Source organism: Anaerofustis stercorihominis, assembly GCF_024623185.1.
Taxonomy (GTDB): domain Bacteria; phylum Bacillota; class Clostridia; order Eubacteriales; family Anaerofustaceae; genus Anaerofustis.
On sequence record NZ_JANJZK010000005.1, the window covers coordinates 1 to 25,893 of the forward strand.

The 25,893-nt window shown below is 30.9% G+C and carries 25 protein-coding genes and 3 tRNA genes; 16 read left to right on the forward strand and 12 right to left on the reverse strand.

What is annotated here, in order from left to right:
* The first annotated feature begins 127 nt into the window (after positions 1 to 127).
* Positions 128 to 364 (forward strand): FeoA family protein, encoded by a 237-nt coding sequence (locus tag NSA01_RS03980; RefSeq protein ID WP_257480222.1) that lies wholly within the window; start codon positions 128 to 130, stop codon positions 362 to 364.
* A gap of 65 nt (positions 365 to 429) precedes the next feature.
* Positions 430 to 2,574 carry a ferrous iron transport protein B gene (gene feoB, locus NSA01_RS03985; RefSeq protein ID WP_257480223.1) on the forward strand — a complete coding sequence of 715 codons (2,145 nt, stop codon included), beginning with the start codon at positions 430 to 432 and terminating at the stop codon, positions 2,572 to 2,574.
* Positions 2,575 to 2,661: 87 nt separating this feature from the next.
* Here feoB and NSA01_RS03990 read toward each other — a convergent pair whose 3' ends face one another.
* Entirely contained in the window at positions 2,662 to 2,952 is a 291-nt protein-coding gene (locus NSA01_RS03990) for a hypothetical protein (protein WP_257480224.1), read from the reverse strand.
* A gap of 632 nt (positions 2,953 to 3,584) precedes the next feature.
* Positions 3,585 to 3,673 (reverse strand) — tRNA-Leu (locus tag NSA01_RS03995).
* A gap of 298 nt (positions 3,674 to 3,971) precedes the next feature.
* On the opposite strand from NSA01_RS03995, the gene NSA01_RS04000 reads away from it, so the two are divergent.
* The 3 genes from NSA01_RS04000 (at position 3,972) to NSA01_RS04010 (ending at position 5,595) form a co-directional block, all read left to right on the forward strand.
* A complete protein-coding gene (locus NSA01_RS04000) occupies positions 3,972 to 4,511 on the forward strand; it encodes a methylated-DNA--[protein]-cysteine S-methyltransferase (protein WP_257480225.1) in 540 nt (179 codons plus the stop codon).
* Positions 4,511 to 4,819, forward strand: coding sequence for an MGMT family protein (locus NSA01_RS04005; protein WP_257480226.1), 309 nt, complete (start codon positions 4,511 to 4,513; stop codon positions 4,817 to 4,819). The genes NSA01_RS04000 and NSA01_RS04005 overlap by 1 nt, the downstream gene beginning before the upstream one ends.
* Positions 4,820 to 5,175: 356 nt before the next feature.
* Positions 5,176 to 5,595 carry a DUF2000 domain-containing protein gene (locus NSA01_RS04010; RefSeq protein ID WP_257480227.1) on the forward strand — a complete coding sequence of 140 codons (420 nt, stop codon included), beginning with the start codon at positions 5,176 to 5,178 and terminating at the stop codon, positions 5,593 to 5,595.
* 299 nt (positions 5,596 to 5,894) lie between these two features.
* Here NSA01_RS04010 and NSA01_RS04015 read toward each other — a convergent pair.
* From NSA01_RS04015 to NSA01_RS04030, 4 genes are all read right to left on the reverse strand, one after another.
* Positions 5,895 to 5,969, reverse strand: a tRNA-Gly gene (locus NSA01_RS04015).
* 6 nt (positions 5,970 to 5,975) lie between these two features.
* Positions 5,976 to 6,051 (reverse strand) — tRNA-Val (locus NSA01_RS04020).
* A gap of 36 nt (positions 6,052 to 6,087) precedes the next feature.
* Positions 6,088 to 6,804 carry a class I SAM-dependent DNA methyltransferase gene (locus tag NSA01_RS04025; protein ID WP_257480228.1) on the reverse strand — a complete coding sequence of 239 codons (717 nt, stop codon included), beginning with the start codon at positions 6,802 to 6,804 and terminating at the stop codon, positions 6,088 to 6,090.
* Positions 6,797 to 7,900 (reverse strand): HAD-IIB family hydrolase, encoded by a 1,104-nt coding sequence (locus NSA01_RS04030; RefSeq protein WP_373887180.1) that lies wholly within the window; start codon positions 7,898 to 7,900, stop codon positions 6,797 to 6,799. Before NSA01_RS04030 ends, NSA01_RS04025 begins: the two co-directional genes overlap by 8 nt.
* 74 nt (positions 7,901 to 7,974) lie before the next feature.
* On the opposite strand from NSA01_RS04030, the gene sfsA reads away from it, so the two are divergent.
* From sfsA to NSA01_RS04060, 5 genes are all read left to right on the forward strand, one after another.
* The gene (gene sfsA / locus NSA01_RS04040) at positions 7,975 to 8,664 is read left to right on the forward strand and encodes a DNA/RNA nuclease SfsA (RefSeq protein WP_257480229.1); all 690 of its coding nucleotides are present in this window, start codon (positions 7,975 to 7,977) and stop codon (positions 8,662 to 8,664) included.
* A 131-nt stretch (positions 8,665 to 8,795) separates the two neighbouring features.
* Positions 8,796 to 9,413 (forward strand): glycerol-3-phosphate 1-O-acyltransferase PlsY, encoded by a 618-nt coding sequence (plsY, locus tag NSA01_RS04045; RefSeq protein WP_257480230.1) that lies wholly within the window; start codon positions 8,796 to 8,798, stop codon positions 9,411 to 9,413.
* Positions 9,414 to 9,446: 33 nt separating this feature from the next.
* A complete protein-coding gene (locus tag NSA01_RS04050; protein ID WP_257480231.1) occupies positions 9,447 to 11,039 on the forward strand; it encodes a hypothetical protein in 1,593 nt (530 codons plus the stop codon).
* 530 nt (positions 11,040 to 11,569) lie between these two features.
* Positions 11,570 to 12,325, forward strand: coding sequence for an exodeoxyribonuclease III (locus NSA01_RS04055; protein ID WP_257480232.1), 756 nt, complete (start codon positions 11,570 to 11,572; stop codon positions 12,323 to 12,325).
* Positions 12,326 to 12,335: 10 nt separating this feature from the next.
* Entirely contained in the window at positions 12,336 to 12,938 is a 603-nt protein-coding gene (locus tag NSA01_RS04060) for a hypothetical protein (protein WP_257480233.1), read from the forward strand.
* A gap of 122 nt (positions 12,939 to 13,060) precedes the next feature.
* On the opposite strand, the gene NSA01_RS04065 is transcribed toward NSA01_RS04060, so the two are convergent.
* The 5 genes from NSA01_RS04065 to NSA01_RS04085 all read right to left on the reverse strand — a co-directional run bounded on the left by NSA01_RS04065 (position 13,061) and on the right by NSA01_RS04085 (position 17,647).
* A complete protein-coding gene (locus NSA01_RS04065) occupies positions 13,061 to 14,305 on the reverse strand; it encodes a DUF4153 domain-containing protein (protein WP_257480234.1) in 1,245 nt (414 codons plus the stop codon).
* 15 nt (positions 14,306 to 14,320) lie between these two features.
* Complete coding sequence (locus tag NSA01_RS04070) at positions 14,321 to 14,716, reverse strand: hypothetical protein (protein ID WP_257480235.1); 396 nt, start codon at positions 14,714 to 14,716, stop codon at positions 14,321 to 14,323.
* 282 nt (positions 14,717 to 14,998) lie between these two features.
* The gene (locus NSA01_RS04075; protein WP_257480236.1) at positions 14,999 to 16,156 is read right to left on the reverse strand and encodes an iron-containing alcohol dehydrogenase; all 1,158 of its coding nucleotides are present in this window, start codon (positions 16,154 to 16,156) and stop codon (positions 14,999 to 15,001) included.
* Positions 16,157 to 16,218: 62 nt separating this feature from the next.
* Positions 16,219 to 17,397: an extracellular solute-binding protein gene (locus tag NSA01_RS04080; protein ID WP_257480237.1), complete on the reverse strand. Its 1,179-nt coding sequence runs from the start codon at positions 17,395 to 17,397 to the stop codon at positions 16,219 to 16,221.
* Complete coding sequence (locus NSA01_RS04085) at positions 17,378 to 17,647, reverse strand: sporulation transcriptional regulator SpoIIID (RefSeq protein WP_257480238.1); 270 nt, start codon at positions 17,645 to 17,647, stop codon at positions 17,378 to 17,380. Before NSA01_RS04085 ends, NSA01_RS04080 begins: the two co-directional genes overlap by 20 nt.
* 951 nt (positions 17,648 to 18,598) lie before the next feature.
* Here NSA01_RS04085 and NSA01_RS04090 point away from each other — a divergent pair.
* Positions 18,599 to 19,708: a D-alanyl-D-alanine carboxypeptidase family protein gene (locus tag NSA01_RS04090; RefSeq protein ID WP_257480239.1), complete on the forward strand. Its 1,110-nt coding sequence runs from the start codon at positions 18,599 to 18,601 to the stop codon at positions 19,706 to 19,708.
* Positions 19,709 to 19,998: 290 nt separating this feature from the next.
* Here NSA01_RS04090 and NSA01_RS04095 read toward each other — a convergent pair whose 3' ends face one another.
* The gene (locus tag NSA01_RS04095) at positions 19,999 to 20,205 is read right to left on the reverse strand and encodes a heavy-metal-associated domain-containing protein (protein WP_257480240.1); all 207 of its coding nucleotides are present in this window, start codon (positions 20,203 to 20,205) and stop codon (positions 19,999 to 20,001) included.
* 381 nt (positions 20,206 to 20,586) lie between these two features.
* Between NSA01_RS04095 and aroF the strand changes: the two genes are divergently transcribed.
* From aroF to NSA01_RS04120, 5 genes are read left to right on the forward strand one after another with little or no spacing between them, the layout of a single operon-like run.
* A complete protein-coding gene (gene aroF / locus NSA01_RS04100; RefSeq protein ID WP_257480241.1) occupies positions 20,587 to 21,600 on the forward strand; it encodes a 3-deoxy-7-phosphoheptulonate synthase in 1,014 nt (337 codons plus the stop codon).
* Positions 21,601 to 21,609: 9 nt separating this feature from the next.
* Positions 21,610 to 22,671, forward strand: coding sequence for a 3-dehydroquinate synthase (gene aroB / locus NSA01_RS04105; RefSeq protein ID WP_257480242.1), 1,062 nt, complete (start codon positions 21,610 to 21,612; stop codon positions 22,669 to 22,671).
* Entirely contained in the window at positions 22,672 to 23,910 is a 1,239-nt protein-coding gene (gene aroA, locus NSA01_RS04110) for a 3-phosphoshikimate 1-carboxyvinyltransferase (RefSeq protein ID WP_257480243.1), read from the forward strand.
* Positions 23,888 to 24,979 carry a chorismate synthase gene (aroC, locus tag NSA01_RS04115; protein ID WP_257480244.1) on the forward strand — a complete coding sequence of 364 codons (1,092 nt, stop codon included), beginning with the start codon at positions 23,888 to 23,890 and terminating at the stop codon, positions 24,977 to 24,979. Before aroA ends, aroC begins: the two co-directional genes overlap by 23 nt.
* On the forward strand, positions 24,976 to 25,893 hold the full coding sequence (locus NSA01_RS04120) for a chorismate mutase (protein ID WP_257480245.1): 918 nt from the start codon (positions 24,976 to 24,978) through the stop codon (positions 25,891 to 25,893). The genes aroC and NSA01_RS04120 overlap by 4 nt, the downstream gene beginning before the upstream one ends.

Below are 25,893 nucleotides of genomic sequence, written 5' to 3' on the forward strand. Positions count from 1 at the left end.
GGGCAGGGTTCATAAGGGACGGAGTCCCTTATAAAGGGTGAAAGGGGCAGAGCCCCTTAAAGTGTAAATTGTAACGAAAAAAACCGATGTTTCATACTATAGTAATGGAAAGTACTAGGAGGGCAAAATGGAAAAACGTAAGGTACTAAGTAATATTGAAATAGGAAATTTAGGTAAAGTTCTGGATATTAATTGTGAGGGAGACGACAGAAGACGATTTCTAGATTTAGGTGTAGTAAAAGGTACCAAAATCAAACCTGTACTCATAAGCCCTTTGGGAGACCCGAGAGCATACGAAATAAGAGGAAGTATAATAGCATTCAGAAAAGAGGATGCTGATAAAATAGAGGTATTTGAAGTATAATTCTTGTAACATAATTTTAACTTTTTACATATTATAATATTAAATAATGTAAAAGGGGGGAGATTATGGGGCTCACTTCAAGCTCAACCGGAGCTAAGGTTTTGGAAGCGGATGTTTTTGAAAAGGCCATAGGCTGCGATTTCACAATAGGTCTTGCCGGAAATCCGAATGTAGGTAAATCCACTGTCTTCAATGCACTTACGGGAATGCACCAGCATACCGGGAACTGGCCGGGAAAAACCGTCAGTAACGCCGTAGGGAAATGCAGATATAAAGATAAAGACTTATTATTCGTAGATATACCCGGTACATATTCACTGATGTCTAATTCCGAAGAAGAAGAGATAGCAAGAAATTATATATGTTTCGGTCAGGCAGATGTCACCGTCGTCGTCGTCGATGCAACTGCTTTGGAGAGAAATTTAAATCTGGTATTTCAGACTTTTGAAATAACCAATAATGTAATTGTATGCGTAAATTTGCTTGATGAAGCAAAGAAAAAAGGTATAAAAATCAATCTGGAACTGTTAAGCGAGTATTTGGGCGTTCCTGTGGTCGGTGTCACCGCAAGGCGTCCAAAGACTTTAAACAGCTTGCTCAGTGCTATTTACAGCGTTTGTACCAATAAAATGAAAGTTAGTCCAAAATGTGTAAAATATAACGAACACATAGAAGAAGCTATTGAAAAGATAACGGAAAAATTAAAACAAACCAATATCAAAAATACATATTTATACAGATGGATAGCACTTAAACTCATAGATGGGGATGAGAAAATACTCAAGTCTCTTAAAAATTATCTTGATATAGATTTACTTGCTGATAAAAATATATCATTATTAGTCGAAAAGGCTAAAGTAAAACTTATGACCAACAATATAACAAAGAATAATTTCAGAGACAGAGTAGTCGAAGAGATACTTCAAAACGATGAGGAAATATGTGAAGATGTTTTAGAATATGAAGTAAGGGATTATAATGACAGGGACAGAAAAGTAGATAAGATTTTAACGTCTAAGACTTTTGGTATACCGCTGATGATATTGTTCCTCGGTGTAATATTCTGGCTAACTATCACAGGGGCAAATTATCCTTCCGAAATGCTTTCCGTTTTCTTTGGTTATGTAGGTGATAAACTGTATGCTCTGTTTGATTATTTGCATGCTCCTGTCTTTTTAAAAGGAGTTCTGATAGATGGGATGTATAATACGCTTTCATGGGTCATAAGCGTTATGCTTCCGCCGATGGCAATATTCTTTCCACTATTTACGATACTTGAAGACCTTGGATATCTTCCGAGGATCGCATTTAATCTCGACCATTACTTTAAAAAAGCCTGTGCGTCCGGTAAGCAGGCACTTACAATGTGTATGGGTTTTGGATGTAATGCCGCAGGGGTTATCGGATGCAGGATAATAAACTCCACAAGAGAAAGGCTTATTGCGATATTGACAAATGCTTTTGTTCCATGTAATGGAAGGTTCCCGTTTTTGATAGCGGTAGCTTCAATATTTATCGGGGGTGTAGGATTTAGTTTCGGAAACTCTATCTTATCTACTTTAGCGGTGCTTCTTGTAATAATCCTTGGAATAATACTTACTTTGTTTATTTCCAAATTTTTATCGAAGACTGTTTTAAAGGGAATGCCAAGCACTTTGACATTGGAGCTTCCTCCTTACAGAAAACCGCAGATAGGAAGGATTTTGGTAAGGTCGATATTTGATAGGACATTATACGTTCTCGGTCGTGCAATGGTATTTGCGGCTCCTGCTGGGATAGTCATATGGCTCATGGCAAATATTGGGATAGGGAATGCCAGTATCCTTACTCATATAGCAACCTTTTTAAATCCTTTTGCTCAGCTTATGGGACTTGACGGCTATATCCTGACTGCATTCATTTTGGGGCTTCCGGCAAATGAAATAGTGCTTCCTATAATACTCATGTGTTATCTCGGAAAGGGAACTATGGTAGACATAGAAAATACTATGGAAATAGGGAAGGTCCTTATAGCAAACGGATGGACGATTTTAACCGCAGTCAATGTAATGATTTTTACTTTACTGCATTTTCCATGTGCTACGACTTTAATGACCATTAAAAGCGAAACCAAAAGCTTTAAATGGACTGCGCTGGCATTTATTCTCCCAACGGTCTGCGGTATAGCACTTTGTATGTTTACAAATCTTATTTATCATATAATTATATAGACTAAAAAAGGAATGGAAAACCATTCCTTTTTTCTTTTAATGAAGCTATAATCAAGCTATTAATTTCAAAAATAAAACACCGATATATTATTGCTCTTTAATATTTTCAGTGCTTTTAATATTCTTTTCTATTGCATTCTTAAATACTCTTAGATACTCGCCTTCGAATGCAGTGGAAATTTCATTTATATCTTCTTTATTATCTATAATCGGTCTGCATTCTTTATATATAAATTCATAATATAACTTTATTTTTTTCTTTATTCTCTTTCTGTCGGATTTATTGTCTTCCAGTATCAATAAATTATTAAGCCCTATGATGTTACTTATATCATTCATTACATTGTGAATTATATTTCTTTTTTGTCTATCGTCCATATAATCCTCCTTTACACAGAACTGTTTAAATTTGATTATACAATAATAACCTATTTTTATTTTATGTCATATCGTGAAGTTTACTTTTTGGACAATAATTAAAGGTATCAATATAATTATCGATACCTTTTAGATTTGTTTATATTCAAAATTAAAACATGTAAGGTAAATTAATACCTTACATGAAGGGAAAAAATATTGTATTTTATAAGTTTTAATAATTATAAATCTCAAGGGATACAATATTCTTTATTAGGATAACACTTCTTATGGATAAAAGCAAATATTTATCCCGAAATTCAGATATTTTTAATCAAATATTAATAAAGGATAATTGTTATGCTTAATGATAATTTAGAGGGTTTGATTCATTAAATTATCGTTAAATAAATCAATATATACTATTATATGATATATATTTTTTAAATTTAAGATAAAATTTATTATTTTTATATAATAATAAGAGTAAAAATAAAATATATGTAATAATATTATGGTTTGTTTATATAAAAAGTAAAAAAGACACCAAAAGGTGTCTTTTTCCTTGCATTTCTTAAAAGGGTAGTCGGTTAAGAATTTACAAGTTTAAGGCGTTAAATAATAAAAAAAGAAGTTTTACCTTCTGATTTTAATGGTGCCGAAGACCGGAATCGAACCGGTACGATCGGTAAGGATCGCAGGATTTTAAGTCCTGTGCGTCTGCCAGTTCCGCCACTTCGGCATGGTGTGATATTATCTTAAATAATACCTTGGAACTAAAATGATCAGTTACTAGCTTATTATATCAAATGTTTCCAAATTTACAATAGTTTGTCAAAAAAAAGTAAAAAAATATTATATTGAGGAGGTACTATATAAGCCGATTAGACATTTATTGTTATAAGTTAATATGAAATATAAATATTAAATATAATTTATGGTTATATAATGTTATAATTGATTTAAATAAAGAGATATAATAAAAATGACCTAAAATTTTATGTGATATAAAGTTAATTTTCAATAAGGAAGTGAATCAAATGATTTATACTACACATTATAGATCCCCCATAGGCGATATACTGATTGCGTCAAAGAATGATAAACTGATTGGATTATGGATAGAAAATCAAAAATATTATTTAGCCGGATTAAAAGAAGAAATTACGGAAAATGATAACATTGAAATTCTAAATAAAACTAAGAATTGGTTAGATCGATACTTTTTAAATGAAAGACCCGAAATAAATGAATTGGAATTAGAACCGGCAGGAAGTGACTTTAGGAAAAGCGTATGGAAAATACTTTGTAAAATACCTTACGGAAAAGTTATCACATATAATGACATCGCAAAAGAAATAGCCAGAGAAAAAGGGATAGAGACTATGTCTGCACAAGCAGTGGGCGGTGCAGTATCCCATAACCCGATATCCATAATCATCCCTTGTCACAGAGTAGTCGGTTCTAACGGGAGTCTTACCGGATATGCCGGCGGGATAGAAAAAAAGATAAAACTATTGGAACTTGAAGATGTTGATATGTCAAATTTATTTATCCCAAAGAAAGGTACTGCATTGTAATGGGGAAAGTATTGGATGATGATTTGATATTTCTTGTTCTTTCCATAGTTGAAGAAATCCCAAAAGGAAAAGTTGCGACTTACGGGCAAATCGCAGTTTTGGCAGACAGACCAAAGAATTCCAGATTGGTTGGGAAGATACTTTCCATGTCTGAATACTACGGTGAATATCCCTGTCATAGAGTCGTTAATCATAATGGAAGGCTTGCACCTAATTTCCATTCTCAAAAAGAACTGCTTAAAAATGAAGGCGTAACATTAAAAGATGATGATCATGTTGATATGAAGAAACATAAATGGATTATATGATAAAATATGAATTGATAAAATAGGAAACACATCGGTTTAATATGACCATGTGTTTTTTATTTTATTTAAACCTATGATTTAATACTAATCTAAGAATGTGTTTTATGATTTGAATTATACATTAATTTCCTTGATTTAGTTTCTATATATCAATTTTATATGACTTTTTGATAATGTATATAGGATTTTCTTTATTATCAATTTTGTACAATAAATAAATTTCATAAAATGATATTATCTTTTGTAGATTATGAAAAAAGGGAAGAGTATAAAATTTAAAAATATTATCAATATAGTATTTAAATTTTTTTAATGTATACTTTTTCTTAATTAAATTGTTTGGAAAGGACATAAAAATGAATGAAGAAAAAAAATGCGTAATGGTTATTGATGAAACATTACCTCTGGGTTTCATTGCCAATACTGCGGCTATACTCGGTAATACTCTTGGAAGTCATTATCCCGATTTAGTAGGAGTAGATGTGACAGATAAAGATGGAAATGAGCATATGGGTATCATAAGCATACCTATCCCAATTTTAAAGGGTAATAAAGATGTATTAAGCGATTTGATAAATAAACTAAGTGATGAAAAATATAAAGGTATTGTGGTTGCTGATTTTTCTGATGTTGCTCAGTCTTGTAATATTTACGATAAATATATAGAAAAAATAAGTAAAGTAAATTCAAGTGAGATGACTTACTTTGGCTTAGCGCTCTACGGTAATAAGAAACTTATAAATAAACTGACCGGGAGTATGGGGTTACTAAGATAAATTTTTATTTTAGTAGTTTTATCTAAATTTTTATAAATAAAACGATTATTGTATTAATTAAAATAAAAATTATTAGTATAATTTAATAATATTAATATATAATCGGGAATACAATCATAGGTCTTATTTGATATTAGAAAATATTTAATTTAAGATAATTTGTTTAATATTATAATATAAAAAGCAAATATCATTTATGACTTTGATTGAATTCAAAATATGTTTATTATATTTGGGGATATATGATTTTAGCAATAAAAAAATCAATCATATTTCAGATTGATTTATGTTTATATTATTGGAGCGAAAGACGAGATTCGAACTCGCGACCCTCGCCTTGGCAAGGCGATGCTCTACCACTGAGCCACTTTCGCATAAAATGGTGGTCGCAATAGGGCTCGAACCTATGACCCCCTGCTTGTAAGGCAGGTGCTCTCCCAGCTGAGCTATGCGACCAAGCACGTTATAGTATAAAGTAAAAAATGATATTTGTCAATATTTTTTTAAAATTATTTGAATTTTGTCGCTTGTTTTTTCAATCCCTTTTGCAGTAAGGAAATCATAAAATAATATATCGTCAAATTTAGTTTTGTTATACATTTTTTTTATTTCATCTATTGAATATAACCTTTGTTTATGACTGATATTTTCTGCTTCTTTTTTATCTTCATATATTTTTATATCTGTATAAAGATAATTTTCTTCTTTTTTTCTCTTTATGACAAAATAGATATTTTCATATGAGAAATCGTCATTTGTTTCTATATGATCTTTATTTATGATATCAAAAGTAAAAATAGAATTTTCATTCAATATTTCATAAGCATTATTTAAAGTATCTATAAATTCTTCTTCATTTAAAAGGTAATTCATGCTGTCGCAGGCAGAATATATCAAATCAAATTTTATATCGCATATGAATTTGGACATATCACATTTTATTAGATTTAGTTTTTTGTTTTTAAAAAAAGCATTCTGGTCTGCAATACTTAACATTTCTTCGCTTATATCGACTCCATATAAATTAGCATTTGTCATTTCATCAATACTTAGAAGCATTTCTCCGCTGCCGCAGCCCAAATCCAAAATGTTTTTATTTGTTAAATCTTTATCGGCAAGGGCATATATATATTTGCTCCATAATTCATAATCTACAAAGGAGGTATATATATCATAATATTCGCTGAACTTATCATAACTGTTATTCATTTAATAAATTTTCCCTTATGAATTTATCCGTTCCATTTTCAAATACGCTGTCCGCAATATACATTGCATGCTTTTTCAACTCATCTCTGGCATTTTCAACCGCTACGGGTATTCCCGACTTATCTAAAAGAGGTATATCTGCCAGGCTGTCACCGAAACTAATAAGTTCCTCTTTTTTTATATTTGCGTAGTCCATTAAAAAATCAAGAGCTTTTCCTTTATCCGAACATCCGAACTCAAAAACAGTTTTAAATGACTGTGCATATTTTACTTTCCCTTTATATTTTTCAGCAATGTTTTTAAGTTTATTTTGGACTTCATCCGTTTGAAGGAAATCGAAAATACATATCCTCGTCAGTGGTTTATCCTTAGGGAAATCTTTTAAATTTCTCATTATATTTACTCTCAAGTCTTTGTCAAATTGTTGGACTTTCGTAAATATTTCTACATGTTTATCACAAAAATCCGGTTCCGCTTCGCAAGGATTTACATATAAATCATCTCCGGACTCAAGCATAAATATAAGATTATCGTACTCTTCAATCGAAGATATAATATCTCTTTTTATATCGTCAGGAATATTTACCTTGAAAATTATTTCTTTTTCCCCGTTAATAAATTTTGTAACGAGTGCTCCGTTGTCACTGATTACATAATCGGGATTTAATTTCTTCGTAAAATAATATGCCTGATAGAAACCTCTTGCCGTAGCCACTATGGTTTTATATCCTTTTTCTTTTAATTTTTTAAAGGTTTCGACCGAGATATCATCAATTGCAAATTCATGCTTTATCAAAGTATGGTCAAGGTCTGTTGCGACCGCTTTTATTTTACCAAATCGTTCTTTGTTTTGAGATATTGTAAATTCATATAATTTATTATTTATATAATCGTAATTTTCTCTTTTATGAGGAAGCAGACAATTTGAACAGTCCTTTATCCCATTTTTTGTGTAAGTAAAATTACCACCGCATTTATCTTCCATTAAATACAGCGGGCAGTAGCAAAATAAGCAATTAAAATTTTCTTTATCATCTGTTTTATGGCAAGGGAAGAACTCGCATTTTTCATGATTTATAAATTTATAATTTTCCATAAAACAATTTTAAATCAAATCCTTTATTTTTTCAAGCTTGTCTTGTATAATACCTGATAGTGAAAGAGGAGAGTATGAAATATAAAAATATAGTTAAAGCGACTTTTATAAACCGACCTAACAGATTTATAGCCAAATGTAAAATAGGAGATATAGTTGAAACTGTACACGTAAAGAACACAGGAAGATGCAGAGAGTTATTAAAACAAGGTGCGGCTGTTTATCTTGAAAAATCGGATAATCCAAACAGAAATACAAAGTATGACTTAATAAGTGTGTATAAAAACGATATCCTATTCAATATGGACAGTCAAATCCCAAATAAAATATTTAGGGAAGCACTTGAAAATAAAATTATAAACCTCGATGGTTTTGATGGTGAACTCTTTATAAAGAATGAAAGTACTTACGGTAATTCAAGATTTGATTTTTATGTTGAAAGTAAAGAGCGAAAAGCATATATAGAAATAAAAGGGGTAACATTAGAAGAAGAGGGGATAGCTATGTTTCCCGATGCACCGACAATAAGGGGGATAAAGCATATCAATGAACTGGTAACGGCTCATAAAGACGGTTATGAAGCATATATGATTTTCATAATCCAGTTTAAAGGTGCAAAGTGTTTTACACCTAATCCCGTGCATGATGATTTTATAAATGCACTTAAAAATGCAAAAGAAAATGGTGTAAATATACTTGCTTTTGACTGTGATGTAACCGGTGATGAGATAAAAATAAGTAAAAAAATAGACGTTAAAATATAATTCACTTTAATTATTAAGAATTGATGAAAATTTTGTAATATTTTACATATTTTTCATTAAACATACTTTTATTTAACTTTTATTATGCTATAATACTAAAAGTAAAATGATTACTGATACTAGGAGTTTTTATGAATATAGAGTTTACTTTTTTAAGTTTGGTAATAATTATCGCATCTTATTTTATAGGGTGTATAAATGGTGCATATATATTTTCAAAAAGCGTAAAAAAAGAGGATATAAGAACTTACGGAAGCGGTAATGCCGGGGCTACGAATGCCCTTAGAACATATGGCTTTTTTTCCGGACTTCTGGTTTTTTTAATAGATTTTTTTAAAGGGATGCTTGCTGTGGGACTTTGTTATATATTTAATCAAAGTTCTTTTGTAATTCTGATTGCGTCGCTTTTTTGTGTTGCAGGACATAACTGGCCTATATTTATGGGTTTCAGAGGGGGAAAAGGCGTATCTGCCAGTGCGGGTATCCTTGTAATGGTAGATTATAGATTAGCTTTAATGGCTATTTTAATAGGTCTTATATTGGCACTTATCACAAGAATGGTATCCGTGGGTTCTCTTACAGCACTTACCCTAAGTGCAGTATTTTTTATTGTATTTAAAGTAGATACTTATTACATAATTTTATCTTGCATTCTATGCATTTTAAGCATATATCAGCATAGACTTAATATAAAAAGAATAATTAACGGGAATGAAAATAAATTAAGTTTTGGTAAAAAAGATAAATAATTTATATAAAATAATAGATTTGAGGATTTATTTATGAGAACAAGTTCTAAGAAAAATTTAAAAATAATTTGGTTGGTAATACTTTTATTCGGACTTATAAGCGGAGGGATATTGATTTCTTTTGCTATCGGTCATAAGTTATACTGGGTCGCACCTATTTGCCCTATACTTATAATCCTTATGTATTATTTATCATTATATTTTAAATATAAATCATACAGCATTATATATAATAAAAAAGGTTATGACACTACGATGCTATATATGGATCCTTTTTATGTTTTATATAAAAATCCGGATAAAAAATATAGAGGAAGACTTCATAATAAACATTATTTTTCACTCGGGGTAACCGTTCCGAAATTTAAATATCCTCAAAATGATGAAGAATTCAATAAATTAAAAAACAACTTTACCTTTACTACTTTTGAAAATATAGCCGGGAATTTACTATTGCTCGTTTTAGCTTGTATATCTGTATATTTCCTTTTCGTTTATATATTTTCTGATATAATACTGTTTTTTATTGATGTAGCTTTGATTTTTTTAATTTTATTTACATCAACACAAATTTTATTTATCCTTCTTGAAGGCGATAAATGCTTGGATATCCCAAATGATAAAATCGATACAGGAGAGAAAGATGAAGAAGGACATCACATTGTTAAAAATTCTTTGACTGAAGAACAATATGATTACCTTGTAGCGTCTAAATTCCTTCTTTACGGAAGTTATAACCTTCAAAATAAAGATATTAAGAGAAACTACCTGCTTAAAAAGATTTCAGATTATTTGAACAGAGATTTTACGTTGGAAGAATTCGATTTTGAGGATATGTATACTGTAGACTTTGTCTTAAGAGATTATCTTGATGTAAAGTTTGGGAGACTTAATGTTGGGTTCAGTAAGTATATTAACTTTTTATATGAAAATTTTGATGATATTGCAGTAAACAAAATATCTCCTTTAAAAGATGATATCAAAGAATATTTAGTCGTTTGTCATCATATCGTGACTTATTTTATTAAAAGAAAAGACTACAAAAAAGCTAATGATCTATATGAAAAAATGTCAAACTTTGATTTTGATGAAAAGAAAGATAAAGATTTAATTTATTTAAAGAAAAGAAACGCTGCTTTACTAAAAATAGATGACAGTGATATAAATAATGTTTTAAATGAAGAAACGATAGTCTATAACGGACTTGACGTATTCAGCAAGGTCACTTCAAATTATATCGAAGAGGAAAAAGACTACAGATATATAACAGAGACAAAATCACAAAGAGATAAAAGAAGAAAAGAACGTGAAGATAAGTTAAGAGAACAAGGTCTATTGATAGAAGATACTTCAGAAAAAGAAGAAGATAAAACTAAGAAAAAAGGATTATTCAAAAAAAGAAATAAAAAAGAAGATCCTGATAAGGAAAATGAAAATGTTTCTTTATCAGAACCAATGGAAAAAGATTTTGAAGAAAATAATTCAGAAATCACATCCGAAGAAAGTGAACTGTCGTCTGATGAAACAGAACTATCCGATAGTGAACAAACTAAATCGGAAGATATAAATGAAACAGCTGAAGATGTAGTCTTGAATGAGACAGATGATAAAGAAGATGATAAATAGTAATAAATAAAAAAGAAGGTCATAATACCTTCTTTTTTTATTTTGCTTTAATATGTTTTAAACTGTTGATAATAAAATTAGAAAGAATTTTTTTTATAAATACATTGATAATAGTACATTGCTGTTTATTTATTTTAGATTTTTAATTTATTATATTATATTATATATTTACTCTGAATTGAGTTTTTAATAAACTGTTTATTTTGATTTATACGAAAAATTATTTAGCGGTTATATTTGACTAGATAAATTATATTTTATTGTATTTAAAATAAAAATTATTTTTCATATTATTTATAAATATGAGTTATGTATTTATTAAGGATTTTATAAAACACTGAATTAAATTTTGAAAGATTTTACACAAACAAATAAATTATAAAATTTAAATTATGAAAATTAAAGTATTTGATAAAATATCATTGGAATAAGTAAAAAGAAAATATTTCTTATTGAAAGTATCATAAAAACATGTAATAATAATTAATAATCATTATTGATTTAATAAAATACTTTTATAAGGAGCAATTATGAAACTTGTAACGTGGAATGTAAACGGGCTTAGAGCTTGTGTAAATAAAGGATTTATGGACTTTTTTAATGAAGCAGACGCTGATATTTTTAATGTTCAGGAAACGAAACTTCAGGAAGGTCAAATAGAAATGGATATCCCAGGATATGAAGAATACTGGGATTATGCCGAGAAAAAAGGTTATTCAGGGACGGCAACATTTTCAAAAATCAAACCTATCAGTGTCAGGACCGGACTTAGCGAAGAAAAATTTTCTACCGAAGGCAGAGTCATAACCGCGGAATATGAAAATTTTTATTTGGTAAATGTATATACTCCAAATTCTCAAAACGAGCTTAAGCGCTTAGATTACCGTATGGAGTGGGAAGATTATTTTGCGGATTATCTATGTGAACTTGATAAGAGCAAACCTGTTATAATGTGCGGAGATTTAAATGTAGCTCACACCGAAATTGACCTCAAAAATCCAAAGACAAATAAAAAGAATGCGGGTTTTACAATTGAGGAAAGAGATAAAATGACCGCCCTTTTAGAAAGAGGTTTTGTAGACAGTTATAGATATTTATATCCAAATACCGAAGGGGTATATACATGGTGGTCGTATCGATTTAATGCAAGAAAGAATAATGCAGGGTGGAGGATAGACTACTTTATTGTAAGTGAGAGGATAAAAGAGAAAATCAAAGATGTAAAAATATTCTCTGATGTAATGGGTTCAGACCACTGTCCGGTAATGCTTGATATTGAATTTTAATGGTGTAAAAATGAACTTAATCGATTTTGATAAAAATGAAATCCCCGAACTGGCGGTCACTTTAAGCAAGGAAAATATACAATACTTGGTTTCTAATTTAAAAGAAAAAAATAATAATTTAAGATATAATTCATTTTTGCTTCTTAGAGAGCGAAGCAAGGATTATGAAGATGTATATGATTATTTCGATACTTTTAAGGATATGCTTACAAGCAGGAATTCTTATCATAAACATATTGCGGTATACTTGATTGCGGAAAATGCAAAGTATTCAAAGAAATATGACGACAATAAATTTATATATGTTTTAGACAGATATCTTCAGTGCTGTAAGGATGAAAAATACTCCACTGCTAGACAGTGCATTCAGTCAATTCCCATATGGATAGATTATTATCCGGAGCTTATTGATAAAGTAACGGATTATCTAATAAATATTGATCTTACCATTTTCAGAGAAAGCGGCAGGGGACTGGTTCTATATGATATAACTAAAACACTTATTTATATTAAAAATATCAAATCAAATGATAGGATAGATAATTTTTTAGATGATATTTTAAATAATGAACTTCTTGATGATAAGAGATTAAAAGAGCTTGGAATGATGTGAGTTAGGGGCGCGGATTCTGCCGAAGGCAGGCGTAGTGCCCCGTGTTTTTAATTAAAATCAATAAAATAATAAATTGTGTATTTAACTTTAGAACTAAAAAGTAGGGAAAGACCCTACTTTTATTATTTTATAAATAATTTGCCTTCGTATGAACAGTTTATAATATTTTTATCTTTAACCGTTAAATCCAGATAAGTGAATAATACTTTGACATTATCTTTTTCATATATCATTTTAATTGTTTTATTGTTATTTTTTTTGTTGTTTTCATATAATTTATTAAAATAATCAGTAAAGTCCAAAATTACTTTTTCTCCATTTTTATATTTGATATTTTTATTTTTATAAACTAATGAGTTATTTTCTATTTTAAACATTTTACTGTAGCCGTCTATATTTAAACCTTTATCGTCTATATCATAGTCAAATGAATAAGTGATTTTATCATTATTTGCTATATCCGAGTACTCATCATTATTTTCTTTAAACGCAAAGCCGTATAGATAATTTGTATCTTTTTTATCGGATATATATTTTACTAAATTTGATTTGATACCTGGGGATGAAATCAGGTAATTGTGACAGCTTTCTATCGTATTTTTATCTTCTTCACTTAATTTACTCGATTTTATTATTATGCCCTCTTTATACATATCATTTTTTTTAAGCACTCTTATAAATCTGTTTTCCTGTGTTTTGTTCGGTATGCTATATAAATTGAACGGAGATATTGTAAAAATTAAAATTACGATTCCTCCAATCAAAAAAGGGTATTTTATACTCTTTTTTGTTATTATACAAATTAAAAACATGATCCCTATAAAGATTAGTATCAATGAAAGAAGTCTTAAAGAAGTAAGACCATAGGCATTTATTCTTATACTTATAAAAATCAATTGCGTGATAATTATAGGTATAAGTACAAAACTACCATATTTTTTAAAATATAGTGTAAATTTATTATTTACATCATCAATACTTAGATATAAAAATATATATCCGAGAAGCGCCAGTGAAGCATAAGGGTTCATTTCTCCGACGGGAATGGTTCCTGTAAAAATGATTTTAAAAATATAAAGATACAATACACCAATAAGTATGGTGTATAAAGGTATCATCACTTTTTTTATAATATTTGTATATATTTTGGGCGTTTTTACTTCTTCGTTTTTCTTTGGTATAAATGTCAAAAAGAAATTTGTAAATATTATTGCAAAGGAAAATGAAGCAATAATAAAGAACATGTTTAGATATTTAAATTTAAACACAAGAAGTTCAAAAGCGGAATAGCATATAGATAGACCTAAATATATTATCATAGATATAATAAAAGTAAGCAGAAATGAAGTAAATAAATGTGTAAACAAGGTTTCTTTATTTCCTTAAGTATACATTATATATACTATAATAAATAAACTCGAAGAGATTATACCGTAGTAAGCTAAATATACTAAATCATTGTAACCACCTTTTGTATTTAAAAGAAGTATATAAAATATTATTGTTACAAAAGATGAAACTATAATAGATATAATATTATTTTTTGTTTTATCAATGCTCTGTTTTCTATACTCAAAAAATATATTGATAAGTACAGATACAATTATTCCCGGGCTCAAACTCATCATAAATTCTGATATATCATATTTAAATAAACCAATACTTGTAATTAAAGTACATAAAAATAGTATTATGGTAAATATGAATGTAGGTATAAATCTATTAATACTTTCTTTTAATTTCTTATTCAAAATCTTGATTTGAAAATTTTCTTTCATAATTTCCTCCGTATATGTTTAATTGATTATATCATTTAATTTATACAATTTTCCTATTTTAATAGTTACCTAATAAGAAATTAATAAAATGATGTATTACTTTTAAATTTGTTTAGAAAATATTAATGATTTTTATTAACAAACCGGGGCACTACGCCTGCCTTTGGCAGAATCCGCGCCCCTAACGTATATTAAGCGAGTTATATATCTAATTAAGTTTATTTATTTTAATTTATATATGGTAAAACAAATAAAAAAGAAGACCTAAGTCTTCTTTTTATTTTATAAAGACATCTTATATATTTTTAACATATCTTCTTTATATAAAGGTTTGTATGCGGTTTCTATTTTATCTATCTTGGATGCCATTTCTTCAAGATGAGTTTCATCAATTCCAACTTCTTTAAGAGTCATAGGTATATCGAGGCTTTCAAAGAATTTATAAGTATTTTCTATAGCTTCTTTTGCAATCTCTTCTTTTTCCTTATGAGGAGAAATACCCCAAACGTTCAATCCGTATTCTACAAATCTATCTAATGTATCTTTGCTTAATACATATTCCATCCACCTTGGAGTAAGTATCGCAAGTCCAACGCCGTGAGTTATATCATAGTAAGCACTGAGTTCATGTTCCATAGGATGAACGCACCATTCAACTTCGTTTCCGGCTTTCAAAAGTCCGTTGATTGCCCATGAAGAAGCCCACATCAAATTGGCTCTAGCTTCATAGTTTTCAGGGTCGTTATATGCTATAGGTCCGTATTTGATACAAGTCTTAAGAAGTGCTTCAGCGATCCTTGACTGCATAAATCCTTCTTTTACATTTGAAAAATAACTTTCAAATATATGAGACATTATATCAGCTGTACCCGCAGCAGTTTGCTTTTTAGGTACAGAAAAAGTATAGCTTGGGTCCATTATGGAAGCTTTAGGTTTTAATAAATCACAGCCTACTCCGACTTTCATATTAGCATTCATATCGCTTATTACTGCGAACGGATCCATTTCAGAGCCTGTAGCAGCCAGTGTAAGGATAGATACGATAGGTAATGTATCCTTTATTTTATTGGGGTCGATTACTAGTTCCCATGCGTCAAGGTCGCTTTTTGCCGCTGCCGCAATCATTTTTGCACAGTCAATACTGCTTCCTCCGCCCGCTGCGAGAACTACGTCTATATCATTTTCTTTACATATTTTGCTTCCGTCTCTTACCGATTCTATTCTAGGATTTGGGTCTACTCCCGAAAGTTCGAATACTTCGATGTTATTTTCGTTACATAAGTTCATTATCTCATCGTAAAGTCCGCTTCTTTTGATGCTTCCGCCTCCGTAAACAAGAAGTACTTTATTTCCGCATTCTTTTAATACTTTGGGCAGATGTTTGATTTGACCTTTCCCGAAATATACATTGGTAGGTAAGTAGAAATTAAAATTATTCATACACGTTCTCCTTAAAGTTTATTTATATATATTTTAACTCATATAAACGTTTAAATCAAACTTTACTTAAATATATCTTTTACTTTTCCCCATATATCTTTTCTGTTCATGACAAAACCGTTATCCTCGGTAGAATAGTAACTTGTTAAATTTATATATTTACTTAAATGAGGATATTTTAAATCCTTCTTTATGTAGTTTACATGAAATAAAGGGACTTTTCCTTGGATATTTAGTATATTCATCCCTTCATTTTGATAAATTGATTCTATAAAATCCTGAAGCACTGCCTTTTTTGAATTATCATCGGTGTTCATTAAGTAATAACTTTTTACTCCGCTTACGAAATTTATCTGCTGTTCACTGTAAGGGTAGGGGTACACTGCATAATCAAAGCTGTTTTCTTTGTTTTTAGTCCTTATAAGATAATTTACATCGGTCAAATCTCCCGCATATATCATTGTTTTGCTGTTATATAGATCGTAATGTACGCTTTCTTCACTTTTCTTCTTACTTAAGCACTTATACCCTTTCAATTCTTTTTTCAAGTTTTCCAGTTTTGAGTAATTCATGTTGGAATAACCGCTGTCTAGTATGAAGTTCATGTAAGCATAGCTATTTTTGTTTACCACCATATCGAAGGGTATTTTTTCTTTCTTTGTATCTTTTTTCTTTATTTCCTTGATTGTTTTTATAAGGGTATTGTAACTCCAGTTCTCTTCGGGTAAATTAATCCCCATTTCTTTAAATGCGGTTTTGTTTACAATGATAACATTAAAAGAACCATATACAGGGAATATACACCTTTCCTCATCTTCTGCTATTTTAGGTACTGTGTATGTGGTTTTCATTTTATTTACAAATTCTTTGTCATACATTATATTGTCAGTCTTTATTATATCGTTCTCTACGTACTTACTCATTATATCGGGATGGTTTTTGCTTATCGCTTTTTCGTTTGCAAGTTTGCTTGCTCCGTCAAAACTAAGTTCTCTAAGTTCAATTTGTAAAAGAGAATTATCATCTTCGAATTTATCCACTGCGTTTTTAATAAATCCATAGTTACTTCCGATTACTGTTCTTGAGGGGTTATCCCATAGTGTAATCATTCCCTGATATGCTTTTGTGGTTTCTTTGTTTATAAATCTGCTTATGTAAAAATCTCTTATAAAAAACTTATAAGAAAACAAAAAGGCAATTAATAATAAAGCAGATATAAACTTAGCTTTCTTCCTTTTCATGTCTTAATTCCTTATACTTTTCCTTAGTCGCTATCCCGCCTCTGATATGTCTAAGTTTTTTATTGGTTTCTATTATATCCCTTACCTTTAAATATAACTCCCTGTCGACTTTCTCCAGCCTCTTTGATAAGTCGTTATGTACTGTGCTTTTGCTTACTTTAAATACACTCGCACACTTTCGTATGGTGGACTCCTCTTTAACTATATACTCGGCTTCTCTAATAACTCTTTGTTTAATATTTTCTAACATATTCATTTCCTCACTTAATTTAAAGATATGTATTTTAAGTAAAGTTATGAATGTAAATTGATTTCTTTTATTCATAAAGAATTATTAAAGGGTTTTACACTTGAAAATGAACTATGAGACGTTACACTAAGCTACGTTAATCTTTGTCAGCTCTAATTTGCAAATTTCACCGGAGTAAATTCACTGCATAGCATAACTTCGAAATCTTGTTTTTTATAATACTTCATACATATAGATTTTAATTGATTAAAATCTATAAATTTTCTTAAAAAGATTTTAAATAGTCACGATAATATGAAGTGTTTTTTTTATTTTCTTCGAAAGCTTGTTTACAGTCGGATAATCAGCAATTCATATATATGGCTTATGTAAATCAACTATATGGAAAACTAATAAATCATGTTATTTAAAGTAGAAAGGTAAATTTTAATTTTTAATAAAACCCAACCAATTTTTAAATGGATAAATAGTTAAATACTTCATTAATATGTATTATTTAGTCTTCTCCAATATAAATCTTCAACATATTTAAGTCATTAATCCGCTATTCACTAAAATATTTATTATATTCAATAAAAGATGTAACTATCTATTAATAGGATTAGGTTAGCATTCCTTCCAATGAAAGAAGATGTGTTTCTTAAAAGAAACATTTGGAAATGCTATGATGACTATGTAAAAGAATTTTACTTGACAGGCTTTTAATTTTTTAAGACTTTTGGAAATATAACTTTAGTTTTATATAATTAAATAATGCTTTCTTTTTTTCGATTCATTTAATGTCGTTTGTAAATTTTTTTAATGCTTGTGATATTTGGCTTTAACAATATCTGCCAATATTTATAAAAATATTTTAAGTATTATTTTAAGATATACCATCTCTTATACCCTGCATACTTTATAAATATCCTCATATATTTTACAAGTAGAAAAACGGGAGTAGAATAGATAATGAAGAAAAAAAGTATAGCTGTTATTATTGTAATGATGTTATTAATAAATCTGCCTGCTTTTGGCAGTATAAAAGCTGCAAATGTCAGTGCCCAGGCGTACTGCATTATGGAAGCGGAGAGCAACAGAGTATTATACAGTTCCAATATGAATGAAAAACTTCCAATGGCGTCGACCACTAAAGTAATGACAGCAGTCTTGGCTTTGGAAAAGGGAAATTTAAATGATGTAATAGAAATAAAGAAAGAATGGACGGGGATAGAAGGTACGAGCATATATTTAAAAGAAGGCGAAAAACTTACTTTGGAGGATCTGCTTCATGGGATGATGCTTGTTTCGGGGAATGATGCGGCGGTTTCCATCGCCTGCTATATCGGTGGTTCTATTGATAATTTTGCTAAGATGATGAATAAAAAGGCAAAAGAACTTGGGATGAAAAATTCTCATTTTACAAATCCCAACGGACTTCCCGATGACGATCACTATACGACTGCCTACGATTTCACACTCCTTGCTTCTTATGCGATGAAAAATGAAAACTTTGTAAAGATAATCAACGATGAAAAATGGAGCATGCCTTATGAAGGAAAAGCCAATCAGAGGACGATATATAATAAAAATAAACTTTTAAAGAGTTATGAAGGTGCAAACGGAGTAAAGACAGGATTTACCAAGAAAGCAAGGAAGTGTTTTGTCCTTGCTGCGAAGAGAAATAATATGCAGGTAGTGGGAGTACTTTTGCATACAGAGAACCACTATGAGGAAAGCAAGATGTTTTTGGATATGGCATTCAATAACTTCACTTTGAAAAAGGTGATCGAAAAGGGGGATTATGTCAAGACGGTCCCAATGAAGGACAGTAAGAACGGAATAATAAAACTATCTGCGGGAAGTGATGTGTATTTTCCTTTAAAGAGTGATGAAACGGCAGATGTCAAGTATAGTAAAGTATACAACTCCGGAAGTGATAACTATATAGCCGACTACAGTATAAAAGCAGGAGATGAGACTTATAACTACTCCGAAGAACTTAGTGTAAAAAAAGAAGATAAAGGAACCTTTTATAACTTTAAAAATTTATTTAAAAAATTTACAAACCTTATTCCTTGATAATTGAGAGACATTTTATTAATGTCTCTTTTTTGTAAAAAGTAATATAAATAAGATAACATTAATATATGGCAAGAAACTCTAAATTTACAAAAGGTAAAAAACTTAAGACTGTAAAAGGATATAAAACTTCTTCTGGGAAAATTACTAAATTATCCAGTAAAAAAGTATATTATGTAAAAGTTAGATCGTACAAAACTGTGTCCGGTAAGAAATATTATGGAGACTGGATCAGTGTTAAAAAAGTAAAAGTTAAATAGGAACAAAAAAGACTGCTTATGCAGTCTTTTTTATATTACTTCATAACCTTCTTCTGTTATTATCTTTTCTAATTCTTCTTTGCTTGCCATTTCTTCATTATATTTGATTTCAACTGTATTCTTTTTAGCACTTGCTTTAGCTTTTTTCACAGCTTCGTTTTTCTTTAAAGCTTCTACTACTCTGTTTTCGCAGTGAGAACAAGACATCCCGTTTACGTTTAAAACTATTTTTGTCATATTTTACTTCTCCTTATTCTTTTTTTATTATTATATATCAATTGCTTTCAAATTAACATAGAAAATAAATAAATGAAAAATTTTCAATAATTTACTAAATTTTCTTGACATTTATGAAAATGAGGTGTATTATATCAAACAAGATATACATTAGGAGAAGAAAAAATGAAAGGTCTAAAAGAACTTAACAGCTTTAAATTTTATAACTTTTTTAGCTTTGCAAACTATTATTTCTTTGCAGGTTCTTTTTCATGTACAGTTTAGCCTTTTAGTGAGTATCAACTTTTATGTATAAAAATTTATGTAAAAATATTAGGGAACTCATTAAAAGGAGTTCCCTTTTTTATTTTACAAATACACAATTTTTAAGGAGAAAATAAAATGATAGTAGTATTACAACCGAATGCAGACAAAATGGAAGTGGCAAAACTAGTTGCCCTAATCGAAAGCAAAAATCTTAAGATCCAACCTATCGAAGGTCAGGATTTAACGGTACTTGGACTTGTTGGTGACACATCAATTTTAGACGCTAAAATTCTTGAAGCCAATGATGTGGTAAGAAGAGTCCTTCACGTAGAAGAACCTTACAAAAAAGCCAACAGACTGTTTCATCCAAATAACAGTGAAATCAAAATCGGAGACCAGGTAATCGGAGGAGAAAAACTTGCAATCATTGCCGGACCTTGTTCGGTAGAAAGCAGAGAGCAAATCACGGAAGTTGCAAAGGATGTTAAAGCTTCGGGCGCAAACTTCCTAAGAGGGGGAGCGTTCAAACCGAGAACTTCACCTTACGCTTTCCAAGGACTTGGATACGACGGACTTGATCTTTTAAAAGAAGCAAGAAAAGAAACCGGACTTCCTGTAGTGACCGAACTTATGTCTGCAAATGACCTTGAAAAATTCATTGAAGACGTTGATGTTATTCAAATCGGTGCAAGAAATATGCAAAATTTCGATTTATTAAAAGAACTTGGAAAAATCAGAAAACCGATTTTACTTAAAAGAGGTTTAAGCGCGACCATTGAAGAACTTTTAATGTCAGCTGAATACATAATGGCAGGCGGGAATGAAAATGTTATCCTTTGTGAAAGAGGTATAAGGACTTTCGAAAATTATACAAGAAACACCCTTGACTTAAGCGCAATCCCTGCAATCAAAAAATTAAGTCACTTGCCTATTATAATCGACCCTTCTCATGCTACGGGTAAATGGTGGATGGTTGAATCTCTTGCAAAAGCAGCGGTAGTTGCAGGTGCGGACGGACTTATAATAGAAGTACATAACGATCCTTTAAATGCACTATGTGACGGTCAGCAATCGCTTAAACCCGAAGCATTCGATGAATTGATGTCTGATATCAAAAAACTTGCTCCAATCGTAAACAGAACAGTTTAGGAGAAATCAATGAGTAACTCACTTCATGTCGCTCTCGGAGAAAATTCTTATGATATCATAATAGAAAAGGGTATCTTAAAGAAGGTCTCCGAGGAGATAAAAAAGGTTTATAACGGCGAAAAAATATTTATAATAACCGATGATATCGTCTCAAAGTTCTATTTGGATAAAGTATCTGAGGATTTGAAATCAGGAGGATATTTGGTCGATAGTATAATTCTTCCAAACGGAGAAAGTACAAAATCTCTTTCTTCGCTGGAAGTGATATACAATGCTTTGATAGATTTTAAGATGACTAGGAAAGATCTTATCATAACCCTTGGCGGAGGGGTCATAGGAGACCTCGGCGGATTTGTAGCTTCAACTTTTTTAAGAGGTTTGGATTTCATACAAATACCTACCACTCTTTTATCTCAGGTTGACAGCTCCGTAGGAGGAAAAGTTGCAATAGACTTGGCTAAGGGCAAAAATTTGGTAGGAAGTTTTCATCAGCCCAAACTGGTTTTAATAGACCCAAATGTACTTGCAACCCTTGATGACAGGACAGTAAACGACGGATTTATGGAAGTCATAAAGTACGGCTGTATATTCGATAAAGAATTTTTTGAACTGTTATATTCAATGCATTCAAGGGAAGATATCTTAGAGCATATAGAACATATAATATATAAAAGCTGCGATTTAAAAAGAAGAGTGGTTGAAAAAGATGAAAAGGATACCGGGGAGAGAATGAAATTAAATTTCGGTCATACTCTTGCTCACGGGATAGAAGCGTATTATAATTATGAAAAGTACACTCACGGCGAAGCGGTAGCTATAGGCATGTATGAAATAACAGCTCTGAGTGAAAAAAAAGGTCTTACAAAAAAAGGTACAAGTGATAAAATCAGAGATATACTTGTGAACTTCGGTATGGACTATGATATAAACGCAGTACACAATGAAAATATTTTATCTCATATATCAACGGATAAGAAAAATGAAGGCAGCGTGTTGAACGTTATCCTTTTAGACGAAATAGGAAGCTGTTATATTTATAAAACAAATTTAGAATTTTTTAAGGATGAATAAATGGACAACATAAAAATCACACCCAATAAGCTTAAAGGAAAAGTAAATATACCTCCTTCAAAGAGTATGGCTCACAGAGCGATCATATGTGCGGCACTTTCAAAGGGAAAATCAGTAATAGATAATATAGATTTATCCGACGATATAATCGCAACCATATCGGCAGTAAAAAGTATGGGAGCTGAAGTTATAGTAGATAACAGAAAAGTGACTATAAATGGTATATTCAATTCTTCAAGTAAGGATGACTTTACCATTGATTGTAATGAGTCGGGGTCTACATTAAGGTTTTTTGTTCCCATAACAATGCTTTTAAACGTTAAGAAGACTTTTATAGGTAAGGGGAACTTAGGAAAAAGACCTCTGGATGTATTCTATAATATCTTCGATAAGCAGGGGGTAAAGTATTCTTATAAAAAAGATATTTTAAACTTAACAGTAAAAGGAAGATTGAAACCTGATACCTTTGAAGTAAGAGGAGATATCAGCTCTCAGTTCATAACGGGATTACTGTTTACTCTACCTTTGCTTGAGGGAAATTCAAGAATAATTATTACCACCGATTTGGAATCTAAAAGTTATCTTGATTTGACTTTATCAATGTTAGAAAAGTTTGGGATAAAAATCATAAATAATGACTATAAGGAATTTATAATAAAAGGGAACCAGGAATATAAAGCCATGGATTACACTGTGGAGGGAGATTATTCTCAAGCTGCATTCTTCCTATCCGCTAACTATTTGGGAAGCGATATAGATGTCTTGGGGCTTGATGAGACATCTCTTCAGGGGGATAAAGAAATCATCAAGTGGCTGGATGTCTTAAAAAATTCTGAAGAAAAGATTATAGATTCGACGAACTGTCCGGATATAATTCCTGTACTTACCGTATGTGCCGCTCTTACAAAGGGTGAGACAAGGATAATAAATGCGGGAAGACTGAGGATAAAGGAATGTGACAGGCTTTCTGCGATATCCAGTGAACTCAATAAGCTGGGAGCGAAGATAACAGAAAACGAAGATAATCTTGTTATAGAAGGCGTAGAAGAACTAAATGGCGGACCGGTAAACTCTCATAAGGACCACAGGATTTCAATGAGTATGGCAGTCGCATCAACAGCGGCAAAAGATGATATAATAATAAAAGATTATATGTGTGTAAGAAAATCTTATCCTACATTCTTTGAGGATTTTGTAAGCTTGGGAGGAGAAATTCATGAGTGCGACATTTGGGAATAATTTCAAAGTTACAATATTCGGACAGTCTCACAGCGAGGCGATAGGGGTAGTCATAGACGGTTTGCCCGCAGGAATAAAGATTGACTTCGATAAAATAGATTTTGAACTTAAAAGAAGACAGGGGGGAGATAAGTTTTCTACTCCAAGAAAAGAAGCCGATACTCCGAAAATCATAAGCGGTTATTTTGATGATAAAACCGCAGGCTCTCCTCTTTGTGCTATATTTGAAAACAGCAACACAAGAAGCAAAGACTACAGCGAATTAAAAGTAAAAATGAGACCCTCTCATGCGGATTATCCGGCATATATAAAACATAAAGGAAATAATGATTACAGAGGCGGGGGAAACTTCTCCGGAAGACTGACCTTACCTCTTACTTTTGCGGGTGCGGTCGCTAAACAGCTTTTGGAAGAAAAAGGAGTTTATATCGGCTCTCATATAAAGAAAATAAACAAGGTGGAAGATATTTCTTTTGACAAGGTCAATATTGATAAAGATAAGCTTATTTCTTTAAAAGAAGAAGTCTTTCCTTTACTTGATAAGAGTAAACTAACTGAAATGGAAGACGTTATCTTAAAGGCGAAGAATGACCATGATAGTGTCGGAGGTATAATCGAATGTGCAGTGCTGGGATTTCCCGCAGGGATAGGTTCTCCTTTCTTTGACAGTATAGAATCAAGATTATCTCATCTTCTATTTTCCGTTCCTGCCGTAAAAGGTGTTCAGTTCGGAGAAGGTTTCGGATTTGCGGATTTACTCGGAAGCGAAGCAAAAGATGAATATTACTACGATGAAGACGGAAATGTAAAAACGTATGATAATCATAACGGCGGAGTCCTCGGCGGGATTTCAAACGGTCAGCCTATCCTCTTTTCGGCTGTGATAAAGCCTACGGCAAGTATATCAAAACTTCAGCGTACTATCGACGTAGAAAAGAAAGAAAATACTAAGCTTGAAGTCGTGGGAAGACATGACCCTGTAATCGTCAAAAGAGCAATTCCGGTAATAGAAGCCGTAAGTGCAATATGTTTATATGATTTTTTATTAAGTGAGCAGGTGGTTTTATGAGAAGTTTAGAAGAAAGCAGAAAAAGAATAGACGAAATAGATAAAGAATTGGTAAGACTTTTTGAAGAGAGAATGAATACCGTCGTAGATGTTGCGAAATATAAAAAAGAACATAACGTGAATGTTTTGAATAAAAACAGAGAAGCGGAAGTAGTTGAAAAAGCTATAAATAATCTCAGTGATAAAAAATATGCGGAAGAAGTGGCAGATTTCTTTAATCATTTAATGGATATAAGTAAAAACTTTCAAAGAAAAGCTATCGCTAAAAAAATAGTTAATAATCTTAAGGAAAGTATATTTATAGATATAAGACAAACAGCGTCAAAAGTCGGATACAGTATGATGATAAATCCTCTTACAAAAAAAACTTGCGATATATATTTCGGGGATAAAACCGAAAAAATAGAGTTTAGTTCTTATGATGATATAATGTCGGGACTAATCGGCGAAAGTCTGGATTATGTGCTTTTGGCTGTAGATAATGCCATGGAAGGTCATATCGCCGAACTTTATAATCTGCTTGAAAAATACGATGATATTTACATAAAAGATAAGTTTGTTACGGATGAAGACGGAAACAGACTGGAAGATGTTCATGGACTAAACACCGAAAATTATAATAAATTTATAATCCTCGGCAAATATAAGAGATTTATAAAAGACAGCAATAAGGTGGATTTGATTGTCAGGATAGATAACGAGCCTAAATCATTGGGACACCTTGTAAAATATTTTTCCAACTACAATATCAATATAAATAAGATCGATTCGAGAGAAGCTGACAGTTCCGTTAAGGATTTCAGCGTTTTTATCAATTTTGACGGAAGTCTTGAAGATAAGAACATTCTTAAAATGCTTTCCGGTTTAGAGGGGGATGTTCCTTATTTAAGACTTGTCGGTGCCTATAGGGGTTAA

What these genes read in the sequence shown, in the direction of transcription:
- NSA01_RS03980 (WP_257480222.1), top strand. Translation starts at nt 128, where the DNA reads ATGGAAAAACGTAAGGTACTAAGTAATATTGAAATAGGAAATTTAGGT.
- feoB (WP_257480223.1), top strand. Translation starts at nt 430, where the DNA reads ATGGGGCTCACTTCAAGCTCAACCGGAGCTAAGGTTTTGGAAGCGGAT.
- NSA01_RS03990 (WP_257480224.1), bottom strand. Translation starts at nt 2,952, where the DNA reads ATGGACGATAGACAAAAAAGAAATATAATTCACAATGTAATGAATGAT.
- NSA01_RS04000 (WP_257480225.1), top strand. Translation starts at nt 3,972, where the DNA reads ATGATTTATACTACACATTATAGATCCCCCATAGGCGATATACTGATT.
- NSA01_RS04005 (WP_257480226.1), top strand. Translation starts at nt 4,511, where the DNA reads ATGGGGAAAGTATTGGATGATGATTTGATATTTCTTGTTCTTTCCATA.
- NSA01_RS04010 (WP_257480227.1), top strand. Translation starts at nt 5,176, where the DNA reads ATGAATGAAGAAAAAAAATGCGTAATGGTTATTGATGAAACATTACCT.
- NSA01_RS04025 (WP_257480228.1), bottom strand. Translation starts at nt 6,804, where the DNA reads ATGAATAACAGTTATGATAAGTTCAGCGAATATTATGATATATATACC.
- NSA01_RS04030 (WP_373887180.1), bottom strand. Translation starts at nt 7,900, where the DNA reads ATGGAAAATTATAAATTTATAAATCATGAAAAATGCGAGTTCTTCCCT.
- sfsA (WP_257480229.1), top strand. Translation starts at nt 7,975, where the DNA reads ATGAAATATAAAAATATAGTTAAAGCGACTTTTATAAACCGACCTAAC.
- plsY (WP_257480230.1), top strand. Translation starts at nt 8,796, where the DNA reads ATGAATATAGAGTTTACTTTTTTAAGTTTGGTAATAATTATCGCATCT.
- NSA01_RS04050 (WP_257480231.1), top strand. Translation starts at nt 9,447, where the DNA reads ATGAGAACAAGTTCTAAGAAAAATTTAAAAATAATTTGGTTGGTAATA.
- NSA01_RS04055 (WP_257480232.1), top strand. Translation starts at nt 11,570, where the DNA reads ATGAAACTTGTAACGTGGAATGTAAACGGGCTTAGAGCTTGTGTAAAT.
- NSA01_RS04060 (WP_257480233.1), top strand. Translation starts at nt 12,336, where the DNA reads ATGAACTTAATCGATTTTGATAAAAATGAAATCCCCGAACTGGCGGTC.
- NSA01_RS04070 (WP_257480235.1), bottom strand. Translation starts at nt 14,716, where the DNA reads ATGAAAGAAAATTTTCAAATCAAGATTTTGAATAAGAAATTAAAAGAA.
- NSA01_RS04075 (WP_257480236.1), bottom strand. Translation starts at nt 16,156, where the DNA reads ATGAATAATTTTAATTTCTACTTACCTACCAATGTATATTTCGGGAAA.
- NSA01_RS04080 (WP_257480237.1), bottom strand. Translation starts at nt 17,397, where the DNA reads ATGAAAAGGAAGAAAGCTAAGTTTATATCTGCTTTATTATTAATTGCC.
- NSA01_RS04085 (WP_257480238.1), bottom strand. Translation starts at nt 17,647, where the DNA reads ATGTTAGAAAATATTAAACAAAGAGTTATTAGAGAAGCCGAGTATATA.
- NSA01_RS04090 (WP_257480239.1), top strand. Translation starts at nt 18,599, where the DNA reads ATGAAGAAAAAAAGTATAGCTGTTATTATTGTAATGATGTTATTAATA.
- NSA01_RS04095 (WP_257480240.1), bottom strand. Translation starts at nt 20,205, where the DNA reads ATGACAAAAATAGTTTTAAACGTAAACGGGATGTCTTGTTCTCACTGC.
- aroF (WP_257480241.1), top strand. Translation starts at nt 20,587, where the DNA reads ATGATAGTAGTATTACAACCGAATGCAGACAAAATGGAAGTGGCAAAA.
- aroB (WP_257480242.1), top strand. Translation starts at nt 21,610, where the DNA reads ATGAGTAACTCACTTCATGTCGCTCTCGGAGAAAATTCTTATGATATC.
- aroA (WP_257480243.1), top strand. Translation starts at nt 22,672, where the DNA reads ATGGACAACATAAAAATCACACCCAATAAGCTTAAAGGAAAAGTAAAT.
- aroC (WP_257480244.1), top strand. Translation starts at nt 23,888, where the DNA reads ATGAGTGCGACATTTGGGAATAATTTCAAAGTTACAATATTCGGACAG.
- NSA01_RS04120 (WP_257480245.1), top strand. Translation starts at nt 24,976, where the DNA reads ATGAGAAGTTTAGAAGAAAGCAGAAAAAGAATAGACGAAATAGATAAA.